This is a genomic window from Delftia sp. DT-2, from assembly GCF_028401915.1.
In the GTDB taxonomy this organism is placed as follows: domain Bacteria; phylum Pseudomonadota; class Gammaproteobacteria; order Burkholderiales; family Burkholderiaceae_C; genus Comamonas; species Comamonas tsuruhatensis.
Genome location: NZ_JAQOTI010000002.1, coordinates 345,837 through 357,232 on the forward strand (window position 1 = coordinate 345,837; position 11,396 = coordinate 357,232).

At 71.5% G+C, this 11,396-nt stretch carries 11 protein-coding genes; 3 read left to right on the forward strand and 8 right to left on the reverse strand.

Going from position 1 to position 11,396, the window contains the following annotated elements; translation table 11 throughout:
- Positions 1–16 precede the first annotated feature (16 nt).
- Positions 17–1,318, reverse strand: a complete 1,302-nt coding sequence (locus tag PO605_RS04070) for a TolC family protein (RefSeq protein WP_047326297.1) — start codon at positions 1,316–1,318, stop codon at positions 17–19.
- Between the two features lie 176 nt (positions 1,319–1,494).
- On the reverse strand, positions 1,495–1,905 hold the full coding sequence (locus PO605_RS04075) for a hypothetical protein (RefSeq protein WP_272206126.1): 411 nt from the start codon (positions 1,903–1,905) through the stop codon (positions 1,495–1,497).
- Positions 1,906–2,058: 153 nt separating this feature from the next.
- Here PO605_RS04075 and PO605_RS04080 point away from each other — a divergent pair, with 153 nt between their 5' ends.
- From PO605_RS04080 to PO605_RS04090, 3 genes are read left to right on the forward strand one after another with little or no spacing between them, the layout of a single operon-like run.
- The gene (locus tag PO605_RS04080; RefSeq protein ID WP_026062596.1) at positions 2,059–2,748 is read left to right on the forward strand and encodes a heavy metal response regulator transcription factor; all 690 of its coding nucleotides are present in this window, start codon (positions 2,059–2,061) and stop codon (positions 2,746–2,748) included.
- Complete coding sequence (locus PO605_RS04085; RefSeq protein ID WP_043789226.1) at positions 2,745–4,124, forward strand: heavy metal sensor histidine kinase; 1,380 nt, start codon at positions 2,745–2,747, stop codon at positions 4,122–4,124. The genes PO605_RS04080 and PO605_RS04085 overlap by 4 nt, the downstream gene beginning before the upstream one ends.
- Before the next feature lie 35 nt (positions 4,125–4,159).
- Positions 4,160–4,588, forward strand: coding sequence for a hypothetical protein (locus PO605_RS04090; RefSeq protein WP_043789224.1), 429 nt, complete (start codon positions 4,160–4,162; stop codon positions 4,586–4,588).
- Between the two features lie 7 nt (positions 4,589–4,595).
- On the opposite strand, the gene PO605_RS04095 is transcribed toward PO605_RS04090, so the two are convergent.
- Genes PO605_RS04095 through PO605_RS04120 form a run of 6 tightly spaced genes read right to left on the reverse strand, consistent with a single transcriptional unit; the run spans position 4,596 to position 11,347 of the window.
- Entirely contained in the window at positions 4,596–5,033 is a 438-nt protein-coding gene (locus PO605_RS04095) for a PaaI family thioesterase (RefSeq protein ID WP_047471106.1), read from the reverse strand.
- Positions 5,030–5,254, reverse strand: coding sequence for an acetyl-CoA carboxylase biotin carboxyl carrier protein subunit (locus PO605_RS04100; RefSeq protein WP_047471104.1), 225 nt, complete (start codon positions 5,252–5,254; stop codon positions 5,030–5,032). The genes PO605_RS04095 and PO605_RS04100 overlap by 4 nt, the downstream gene beginning before the upstream one ends.
- An 11-nt stretch (positions 5,255–5,265) precedes the next feature.
- A complete protein-coding gene (locus PO605_RS04105) occupies positions 5,266–6,627 on the reverse strand; it encodes an acetyl-CoA carboxylase biotin carboxylase subunit (RefSeq protein ID WP_047471109.1) in 1,362 nt (453 codons plus the stop codon).
- Positions 6,624–8,741 carry an acetate--CoA ligase family protein gene (locus tag PO605_RS04110; RefSeq protein WP_272206127.1) on the reverse strand — a complete coding sequence of 706 codons (2,118 nt, stop codon included), beginning with the start codon at positions 8,739–8,741 and terminating at the stop codon, positions 6,624–6,626. The genes PO605_RS04105 and PO605_RS04110 overlap by 4 nt, the downstream gene beginning before the upstream one ends.
- Positions 8,742–8,751: 10 nt before the next feature.
- Positions 8,752–9,771, reverse strand: a complete 1,020-nt coding sequence (locus tag PO605_RS04115; protein WP_016451976.1) for a tripartite tricarboxylate transporter substrate binding protein — start codon at positions 9,769–9,771, stop codon at positions 8,752–8,754.
- Between the two features lie 28 nt (positions 9,772–9,799).
- Positions 9,800–11,347: an acyl-CoA carboxylase subunit beta gene (locus PO605_RS04120; protein WP_046241328.1), complete on the reverse strand. Its 1,548-nt coding sequence runs from the start codon at positions 11,345–11,347 to the stop codon at positions 9,800–9,802.
- Between the last annotated feature and the right edge of the window lie 49 nt (positions 11,348–11,396).

Sequence of the window (11,396 nt, forward strand, 5' to 3'; positions counted from 1 at the left end):
CAGGTGGCTATCGGGGTCAGAGGCCGGCTTCTGTGCCGAGCAGGCGGTCGATGTCGGCGGCGGCGCGGTGCGTGGCCAGCAGCTGGTCCAGGTACTGGCTACGCGCCTCGGACCAGGTGCGTTGTGCGTCCAGCACGTCGAGGTAGCCGAACTTGCCCAGCGCAAAGCCGCGCGAGGCCAGCTCGTAGGCCGTGCGCGCCGTGGGCAGCACCTCCTCGGCCAGCTGGCGCGCCTGCTCGCGGCTGGACTGCAGCAGCTCGCGCGCCTCGAACAGCTGGGCCTGCAGCTGAACGCGCGTGGCCAGCAACTGCTCCTCGGCCTGGTCGGCCAGGCGCAGGGCCTGCAGCTGGTTGCCCCGGTTGCTGTCGAGCACGGGCAGGGGCACGGAGACGCCGACCACGAGCTGGTTGCGCCCGACCTCGGTGGCGCGCTTGACGCCCAGGCTGACGGTGGGATCGGGCAGGCGGCGCGCACGCTCCAGGTCGGCCGTGGCGCGGCTTTGCTCCAGCGCCTGGCGCGCACGCAGCACGGCGGGAGCCTGTTCGATGCGCTGCTGCAGGGCTGCCAGTTCCGGCAGCTGGGGCAGCGCGTCCACGGCGCCCTCGGCCTGGCCGAAGGGGCGTACGCTCTCGCCCCACAGCGCCTGCAGTTGGCCGCGCGCCACGCGCAGGGCAGAGCGGGCCCGGGCCTGCTCCAGCAGGGCGCCGGACTCGGCCACGCGGGCCCGGGTCTCCTCCAGCGGCGCCACCTTGCCGGCCGCCACGCGCCGGGCCGCCGCTTCGCGCGCGCTGCTGGCGATCTCCAGCGTCTGCCCGGCCAGGACCACGCGCTGCTGCGCGGCCAGCACGCCGAAAAAGGCCGCGCCCACATCGGCGCGCAGCGCGGCCTCGGCCCCTGCCAGTTCGGCGCGGGCCAGGTCGCGGCCGCGCTCGGCCACGCGCATGCGGGCCTCGCGCTTGCCGCCCACTTCCAGGGTCTGGTTCAGCTGCACGGTCAGCGTGCGGGTGCTGCGGCGCGTGTCCTCCTGCGACCAGGCCAGCTCGGGATTGGGCCGGGCCTGGCTTTGCAGCACGGCCCCCTCCGTGGCGGCCAGCGCCTGGCGGGCCGCGCGCAGGCCGGGATTGCCGTCCAGCGCCAGGGCCAGTGCCTGCTGCAGGTCCAGCGGCGGGCCATCAGGAAGGGATGCGCCTGCAAAGGCGGGTGGCGCCACGGAATCGGCCGGTGGCTCGGCGGCCTGCACGACGCCGCAGGCGGCCAGCGCCGCCAGCACCCACGGTGCGAAGGCTGTCCTCGACGGAAAGGACGAAGGAAAAGACATACACGGGCTCCTTGCCCGCAGCGCGGATCAGGCGTGATCGCTTGGTCGATCAGGCCCCACGCCACAGGGCGCGCACGGACGAGGGCCGCTGCGCGCGAAGGGATTTCTGGAAAATGCCGGTCCGGGGCGAAACAGGGCGATGAACGCCGAATGCCCGGCCGGCGGCTGCAGGAGCGTCAGCCCTGCCAGCGGGGCCGGTCGGGGCGCAGCAGCACGGCCGAGGCATGCCGGCGCAGCGGCTCGGCGAATTGCGCGGGCGGCGGGGCCGCCGGCGCCGCCTGCCAGTGCTGTGTGGCAGCGGCCACCCAGGCGTGGCACATGGAGCAGTCCACGCTGAGCGAGGACTGCAGGCCCTGGTCGGCCTTTTGCGCAGGCGGGCCGGACTCGGCATCCGTGCCCGTGCCCGCATGGCGCTCGGCGCCCATGCCGTGCAGGCTCACGCCATGGACATGGTGGCCGAAGTGCCGGGTCTCATGCCCGTCGTGGCGGCACAGCGCAGCGGCCGCCATCCAGGTCCACTGGAACAGCAGCGCGATCACGAGGATGGCAAGGGCGGCAAGACGGGGCCGGGTCATGGAAGAGGGCATGGCAGAAGTGCGGGATTGTCGGGCATGGCGTTTGACCCCAATCGCGACTGCCCCATGCCGGCGAGTCTAGGGCGGCGCAGCGACCCGGCGCTGTCGGGCACATGACAAATTTGTCATCTCCGGAAACCCTTGCCTGCCCCGACAATGCTCGGCATGAAAGTCCTGGTCATCGAAGACGAAACCAAGCTGGCCGACTACCTCCGCAAGGGCCTGACCGAGGAGGGGTTCGTGGTCGATGTCGCGCACAACGGCATCGACGGCCTGCACCTGGCCACCGAGCTGGCCTACGACCTCATCGTGCTCGACGGCATGCTGCCCGGCATCGACGGCCTGGCCGTGCTGGCGGCGCTGCGCCAATCGCGCCAGACGCCGGTGCTGATGCTGACGGCGCGCGGCCAGGTGGAGGACCGCGTGCGCGGCCTGCAAGGCGGCGCCGACGACTACCTGGTCAAGCCCTTCGCGTTCTCCGAGCTGGTGGCGCGCATGCATGTGCTGCTGCGCCGCGGCGGCGGCACGGCCCAGCCTGCGGCCGAGGCCACCACGCTGCGCATGGCCGACCTGGAGCTGGACCTGATACGCCGCCGCGCCACGCGCGCCGGCCAGCGCCTGGACCTGACGGCCAAGGAATTCAACCTGCTGAGCCTGCTTCTGCGCCGCCAGGGCGAGGTGCTGTCGCGCACCGAGCTGGCCTCCCAGGTCTGGGACATGAATTTCGACAGCGAGACCAATGTGGTCGAGGTGGCCGTGCGCCGCCTGCGCCTGAAGCTGGACCAGCCCTTCGCGCAGCCCCTGCTGCACACGGTGCGCGGCATGGGCTATGTGCTGGAGTCGCGCGCACCGTGAGCGTTGCCCCTGCCGACATTCCCCACCTGGGCCGGCGCCTGTCGCGCTGGCTGGCCCTGCAGACCATGCTGGGCCTGGGCCTGGTGTGCGCGGCCGTCTACGGGGTGGCATCGATGACGCTGGAGCAGCACCAGCACGAGACGCTGGACCTCAAGCAGCAGGCCGTGCTGCACCTGATGACCGAAAGCCGCAGCGCCCACAACGAAGCCGGGCTGGCCCACATGCTGGACGACTTTCTCACGGGCCTGGACGAGATGTCGCTGCGCATCACCGACCTGCAGGGCCGCGTGCTCTACGAACGCCTGCGCACGCCCAAGAATCCCGGCCGCACGCTGCAGCGCAGCTTCGAGGTCGTGCTGGCCGACTCCGGCCAGCAGGCCCGTGCCCAGCTCACGCTGGACCGGGCCGAAGACGACCGGCAACTGTCCCTGCTGGCCTGGACGCTGGCCCTGGCTGCCGTGGGCGGCGCCCTGCTGGTGTCGCTGACCGGCATCTGGCTGGTGCGCCTGGGCCTGGCGCCGCTGCGACAGCTGACCGAGCAGACGCGCCAGCTGTCGGCCCAGGACCTGCAGCGGCGCCTGGACGACAGCGGGCAGCCGCAGGAGCTGCGGCCGCTGATCGCACAGTTCAACGCCCTGCTGGAGCGGCTGTCCGTGGCCTACCGGCAGATGGAGGCCTTCAACGCCGACGTGGCCCATGAGCTGAACACGCCGCTGACCACGCTGATCAGCAGCTGCGAGCTGGCCCTGCGCAAGCCGCGCAGCGAGGCCGAGCTGCGCGAGGTGCTGGCTTCCAACCTGGAGGACCTGCGGCGCATGGCCGGCATCGTGGCCGACATGCTGTTTCTCTCCCAGGCCGACCGCGGCCAGGGCGCGCGCCTGGCGCCCTGGGCCAGCCTGGCCGCGCTGGCCCATGAGGTCATCGACTTCCACGAGGCCGCGCTGCAGGAGGCCGACCTGCAGGTCGTCGTCCAGGGCGACGCGGCCGCCGAGGTCGATGCGCGGCTGCTGCGCCGGGCGCTGTCCAACCTGCTGGGCAATGCCACACGCTATGCACAGCGCGGCTCCACCATCACCGTGCAGATCGGCGCCCGGCCCTGTACCCACCACGGGGGCGCCGGCGATGTGGCGCTGGCGGTGCTCAACCGGGGCCCGGCCATCGATCCCGTCCACCTGCCACGCCTGTTCGACCGCTTCTACCGCGCCGACGCCGCGCGCAGCCAGGCCGACCGCAACCATGGCCTGGGCCTGGCCATCGTGGCCGCCATCGCGCGCATGCACGGCGGGCGCTGCTTTGCCGAGTCCGAGGGCGGCTTCACGCGCATCGGCCTGGAACTGCCCGACAGCCCGAGCCCGCCGCGCGATTCCCCGGCCTGAACACAGGCACCGGAGCGGCGGCACAATGGCGCCCCATGACGCAAGACGCCCCCTCCTCCTACGCAACGCTGCTGGCCGAAGGCAATGCCCTGGTGGCCCAGGCGCAGCGGGCCGCCACCCAGGATTTCGCCCAGGCCCGGGCGCTGTGGCAGCAGGCCGGCAAGCATTTCTATCTGGCCCACAAGGCCGACCCGGACCAGGCGGAAGCCGCGTTTCGCCTGGCCCAGGCCTGGATGGCCGAAGCCCATGCGCTGCAAAAGGAAGACTCGCCAGACGCCGTGGTGATGTGGCGCAACGCCGCCGCGCAATGCGAGCTGGCGTTCGACCTGGAGCCCGAGAACGGCCGCCTGGCCATGACGGCCGCCAGCTGCCACATGTTCGGCGGCCAGCATGACGCGGCCAAGGCCTGGCAGCAGATCGGCCAGCATCTGCTGCCGCCGGCGCCCGAAGGCGACGGCGCCTGAAGCCAGGCTACAGCGCGATCAGCTTGAACACGGCCCGCGCCGTGCACACGGCCTGGCCCGCGCTGTCCAGCACATCGCCCTCGCAGAACACGGTGCGCGCGCCTGCGCGCAGCACGCGGGCCTCGATCAGCAGGTCGGTGGTGGCCGATGCCAGGAAATGCGTGCTCATCTCGATGGTCACCACGCCCAGCCGCAGCGGGTTGGACGAGCGCGCGGCCGCGCTCAGCGTGAAGTCCAGCGCGCTCATCAGCGCGCCGCCATGGCCATGCCCCCGGCTGTTGGCCAGGTGCGGGCGCATGGGCAGCCGCGTGCGCGCCAGGCCGGGCGCCAGGCTCACGGGCTCCAGGCCGATATGGGACATGAAGGGCACGTCGATGCCGAAGTAGCCGCGCGCCAGCGCGGCGGCCTCCAGGTCCGGGGTGGTGGAGATTCCAACGGCGTTCATCCGATCTCCGCAATCGCCTGGCCTTCGGCCACCAGCTCGCCCACGGCCACGAGCATGCGGCGCACGACGCCTGCCACCTCGCTTTCCACGGGAATCTCCATCTTCATGGACTCCACGATGATGAGGGTGTCGCCCAGGGCGACGGTGCCGCCTTCGGCGGCTTCCACAGCGGCCACGAGGCCGGCGATGGGGCTTGTGATCATGTTCGGGATGGTGGTCATGGGTAGGGCTTTCAAAGGGGGGCCAGTACGCGCTGGGCGATGCCGGTGTCGATGCGCAGGTCCAGGAAATCGGCGTGGCCCAGGATGCGTTCGATGAAGGGGATGTTGGTCTTCACGCCCTCGATGCGGGTCTGCGCCAGCGCCTGGCGCAGCCGTGCGATGGCCTGGGCGCGGTCGCTGCCATGGGCCACGAGCTTGGCGACCATGGGGTCGTAGAAGGGCGTGACGCTGCAGCCCTGGGCATAGCCGGTCTCCACGCGCAGGCCTTCGCCCTGGGGCATCTCGAATCGGTCCAGGCGCCCCGGCGAGGGCAGGAAGCGCACGGGGTCCTCGGCATAGATGCGCGCCTCGATGGCATGGCCGCGGGCCACGGGTTCGGCGGGCAGCACCTCCCGCATGCGCTCGCCGGCGGCCAGGCGGATCTGGGCCTCGACGATGTCGATGCCCGTGATCTCCTCGGTCACCGCATGCTCGACCTGCAGCCGCGTGTTCATCTCCAGGAAGACAAAGCCGTGCTGCGGCGTGTAGAGCATCTCCACGGTGCCGATCACGTCATAGCCCGTGCGCGCCAGCAGGCCAGCCAGCAGTTGCCGCATGTCGGCCAGGGCCTGCGCGGGAATGCCTGCGGGGCGGGCCTCTTCCACCACCTTCTGGTGGCGGCGCTGCACCGAGCAGTCGCGCTCGAACAGCACGCGCACCTCGCCATGGCGGTCGGCCAGCACCTGGAACTCGATGTGGCGCGGCGCCTCGATCAGCTTTTCCAGGTACAGCTCGGCCGTGCCGAAGTACTTGGCGGCCATGCCGCTGGCCTTGGACCAGGCGGCCTCCAGCTGCGGTGCATCGTGCGCGGGCAGCATGCCGATGCCGCCGCCCCCGCCTGCGGGCTTGACCAGCACGGGAAAGCCGATGCGCGCCGCCTCGGCCTGCGCCTCCTGCACGCTGTGCAGCACGGCCGAGCTGGCCGCCTGCGGCATGCCCTGGGCGGCCATGAAGGCCCGCGCCTGGGTCTTGTGGCCCAGCGCGCGTATCCAGTGCGGCGAGGGGCCGATGAAGCACAGGCCCTGGCGCTGCACGGCCTCGGCGAACTCCGCGTTCTCGGAGAGAAAGCCGTAGCCCGGGTGCACGGCATCGGCGCCGGTCTCGCGCGCCACCTGCAGCAGCCGCGCCTGGTCCAGATAGCTTTGCGCGGCGGGCGCAGGGCCTATGCACACGGACTGGTCGGCCGCGCGCACATAGGGCAGGCCGGCATCGGCCTCGGAGTACACGGCCACGGATTCAAGGCCCATGCGCCGCAGCGTCCGGATCACGCGTGCGGCCACGGCGCCCCGGTTGGCGACCAGCACGCGGCGGATGGGGTGCGGGGCGCCGCTCATGCCGCCTCCGAGGACGCCGCTGGCGCGGCGGCCACGGCCACCACCGCATCGACGATCACCGGCGCCTGCGCGCCGCGCGCCACGAGCACGGGATTGGCGTCGACCGACTGCACGCGCCCGCCCTGGGCCAGCATCCAGTCGCCCAGCCGCACCATCATGGCGGCCACGGCATCCAGCTCCACGGCCGGCATGCCGCGCACGGCCGCAAAGGCCGGGGCGATGGACAGGCGCGCAAGGGCATCCAGCGCCTGCCGCGCACTGAAGGGGGCGACAAGGAACTGCACGTCCCTGAGCGCCTCCACCAGCACGCCGCCCTGGCCGACCATGACCACCACGCCGAACTCGGCATCGACATGGGCACCCAGCGCCAGCTCGAAGTCGGCCCTGTGCTGGGCGCCCAGCAGCAGGCCGCCATCGGCCGCACCCAGGCGGGCCAGCGTGGCGGCGAAGTCGCCAAAGGCCTGCAGCGCCTGCTCCGCCTCGCGGATGTTGAGCCGCACCAGGCCATGCTCGGACTTGTGCGAGAGATCGGCGGACACGCCCTTGGCCACCAGGGGCAGCGGCAGGGATTCGAGGGCGGCGCGCACCTCGTCCCCGCTCCTGCAGACCAGATGGCGCATCACCGGCAGGCCTGCGCGGGCGAGTTCGGACAGGCTGGAGGGCTCGTCCAGCGTAACCAGCGTGATGGAGCGGGAGGCCGCCACCGGCACCGATGCCTCGGCAGACGGCGCCTGTACCTGCCTGCCGCCGGCCTGCTCGGCCAGCAGCGCCAGGCCGCGCATGGCGGCGCGTTCGCTCCAGAAGGTGGGCACGCCCTGGTCCTGGAAGGCCTGGGCCACCCAGTCCTGGTTGACGCTGACCGCAATGGGCACGCCGGTGTCGCGCGCAAAGCGGCTGGCCTGGCCCGCGAAGTCGGCAAAGTCATAGCCCTCGCCACCGATAGGGAAGCCCACGTGAACGAGGTCCGCCGCACCGCTGCCCGACAAGGCCCGCAGCGTGTCGCCAAAGGTCTGCGGCCTGCCCAGCAGGGCCGTGGTCATGTCGATGGGATTGCGCGCCGTGACATAGGACGGCAGGGCCTGGGACAGGCCGTCCAGCGTGGCGGCATCGAACGGCTCCAGGGCCAGGCCGTATTCCTCGGCCGCGTCGGCCGACAGCACGCAGGTGGCGCCCGAATTGCTGATGCTGACCACGCGGCGACCGCGCGGCGCAGGCTGGGACAGGAACAGCGGCGCGTAGTCGATCAGCTCGCGGAAGTCGGCCAGGCGCGGTATGCCGTGCTGGCGCAGGAAGGCATCGGCCAGCGCGTCCTCGGCCGCCAGCGCGCCCGTGTGCGAGCTGGCCGTGGCCTGGCCTGCGCGCGTGCGGCCGGCCTTCACGGCCAGGATGGTGATGCCGCGCGCATGCGCCAGGCGTGCGGCCTCGGCCAGCCAGGCGCTTTGCCGCAGCGTCTCGATGTAGAGCACGACCAGGCGGATGCCTTCGTCCTCGACCACGGCGCGCACGGCCTCGGCTGCGCAGACATCGGCCTCGTTGCCCGTGGACAGCATGTAGCGCACGCCGATGCCCGCGCGGCGCAGGCCGCCGTAGAGAATGGCCGCGCCCGCACCGCTCTGGCTGACGATGGCCACGGGGCCGTCGGCCGGCGCGTTCTCGTTGATCATGGTCGAGAAGTTGAGGATGGCGCCCGTGGCGAAGTTGGCCACGCCCTGGCAATTGGGGCCGAACAGGCGCAGCCCGCCGCCTGGCGCCCTGCGCGCCCGCGCCACCAGGTCGGCCTGCTGCCGGCGGCCTTCCTCGCCCAGCTCCGCAAAGCCCGAGGAATAGATCACGGCCAGGCGCGCGCCCACGGCCACGCAGTCGTCGATGGCGGCGGCCACGTCCTCGCCGGGCAGGCTGATGACCACGGCGTCGGGCGCCTCGGGCAGCGCGCGCAGCGAGGGGTAGGCGGCCAGGCCCTGGACCTCGGCGCGCTTGGGATTGACGGGCAGGATGCGGCCCGCGAAACCATGGCGCCGCAGGTAGTCGATGGGCCGGCCACCGGCCTTGATGGGGTTGTCGGATGCGCCAAGGATGGCGACGGAGCGGGGGTTCAGTGCTTGCAACAGAGACATGCGTACCTCATCAATCCAAAGACAAGGCTTCGCGCTGGATGACTTGGCCCCAGTCGGCCACTTCCTTGGCGATGCGCTGGCCGAACGGCGCGGGCGGCATCATCACGGGCTCGCCCTGGCTGCTGAGCACGGCGCGGATGCGTGCGTCCTGCAGCACGCCCCTGGAGGCCTCGTAGAGCCGGTTGACGATGGCCGGCGGCGTGCCTGCGGGCGCCAGCAGGCCGGCCCAGAAGGTGACGTCGAAATCGGCATAGCCGGCCTCGGCCATGGTGGGCACCTCGGGCAGCTGCTGCATGCGCCGGGGCGCGGTGACGGCCAGCGCCACGAGCTTGCCGCTGGCGATGTGGGGCAGCGCGCTCCAGGTGTCGAACTGCGTGTCCAGCTCGCCGCTGAGCACGGCCATCTGGGCCTGCGACGCGCTCTTGTAGGGCACATGCGTGGTCTTCACGCCCGTGCGGTTGCTCCAGGCCGCATAGGCCAGGTGGGCGATGTTGCCGGGGCCGGCAGAGCCGTAGCTGAGCTTGTCGGGATGGCCCTTGGCGAAGGCGATCACATCCTTGGCCGAGCGGATCTGGTGCTTCTGCGCCCACTCGGGGTTGACGGTGAGGATGAAGGGCGCATCCAGCACCATGGTGATGGGCGCGAAGTCCTTGGCGCGGTAGGTGATCTTCTTGTAGATCTGGGGGTTGATGGTGATGCTGCTGGAGTTGGTGACCAGCAGGGTGTAGCCGTCGGGCGCGGCGCGCGCCACCTCGCCCACGCCGATGGCGCCGTTGGCGCCGGGCTTGTTCTCCACCACCACGGGCTGGCCCAGCGACTTGCTCAGCGGCTCGGACAGCGCGCGTGCAATGGTGTCGGTGAACGAGCCTGCAGGGAAGCCGACCACGATGCGCACGGGGCGCGTGGGCCACTTGTCCTCCTGGGGGGCCTGGGCCTGGGCCGCCGTCGCGGCGCAGATGGTCAGGCAGGGCGCCAGGCACAGGGCCAGGGCGGTGCGGCGCGAGGGCGCGCGCGGTTGTCTGGTTGCCATTGCTTTGTCTCCTTGGGTTTTTATGCGTTCAGGGCCGCAGGCCGAACTGCGGCGCTCCGGCCTCGCGCAGCGGCGCGGCCAGTTCCACGAATTCGCTGAGCAGGGCGCGCGTGTCGCGCGGATCGATCACCTCGTCGATGCCGAAGGCCTCGGCCGTGCGGAAGGGCGAGGTCAGGCTGCGCACGCGCTGCTCGATCTCAGCGCGCTTTTGCACGGGGTCGTCGGCGCCTTCGATCTCGGCCTTGTAGGCCACCTCCAGCCCGCCCTCGATGGGCAGCGAGCCCCAGTTGGCCGAGGGCCAGGCATAGCGGAAGTTGAAGCGGCCCATGTGCTGGTGGCCGGCCGCCGCCACGCCGTAGGCGCGGCGGATGAGGATGCTGCACCAGGGCACGGTGGCCTGGTAGACGGCGGCCAGGGCGCGCACGCCGTAGCGCATGACGCCGGCCTTCTCGGCCTCCACGCCGATCTGGAAGCCCGCGATGTCCACCAGGTTGACCACGGGCAGGTGGAAGGTCTGGGCCATGTCCACGAAGCGCGTGAACTTCTCGGCCGAGGGGCCGTCCCAGCCGCCGCCGTAGAAGTACGGGTCGCTGGCCACCACGGCCACGGGCCAGCCGTCGATGCGCGCCAGCCCGGTGACGATGGCCCGGCCCCAGTGGCGGCCCGTCTCCAGGAAGGAGCCCTCATCGACCAGGCATTCGACGATGGGCCGGATCTTGTAGACCTTGCGGCCATCGCGCGGAATGGCCGACAGCAGCCATTCGTCGCGCCGCCGCGGATCGTCCTGCGGCGCGGTGCGCGCAGGCAGCTCGTACACCGACGATGGCAGGTAGGACAGGAAGCGGCGCACGCGCTCGAAGGCCTCCTGCTCGGTGGCCACCTCGTCATCGACCACGCCGTTGCGCGTGTGCACCTGGCTGCCGCCCAGCTCGTTCTTGGTCACGTTCTGGCCGATGCGCGCCACCACGGGCGGGCCGGCATTGAACAGCTGGGCGGTCTCCTTGACCATCACCGAGTAGTGGCTGGAGGCCACGCGCGCCGCGCCCATGCCGGCCACCGAGCCCAGGGCCAGCGAGACCACGGGCACGGTGGACAGGTTCTGCACCACCTGGCTCCAGACCTTCATGGTGGGCACGCTGGTGTAGCCCTTGGTCTCGATGTTGCGCACCGAGCCGCCGCCGCCCGTGCCGTCCACCAGGCGCACCATGGGCAGGCGCAGGTCGTGCGCCATCTTCTCGGCAAAGATCAGCTTGTCGCCCACGGCGCCGTCGTTGGCGCCGCCGCGCACCGTGAAATCGTCGCCCACCACGACCACGGGCCGCCCGCCCACGCGCGCCCGGCCCATGATGAGGTTGGAGGGCGTGAAGTCCGTCAGCCTGCCCAGGCTGTCGTACTGGCCCGAGCCGGTGAGCGAGCCCACCTCCACGAAGGACTGCGCGTCCGTGCAGGCATCGATGCGCTCGCGCACCGTGAGCTTGCCCGCGGCCTTGTGCCGCGCCACCTTGTCCTCTCCGCCCAGTTTGGCCGCCAGTGCGCGGCGGTATGCGATCTCGTCCACTTCGGGTTGCCAGCTCATGTCGTCGTGTCTCCTTTTGCCTGTGGAGATGCACAAGGCGTGCCAGAAC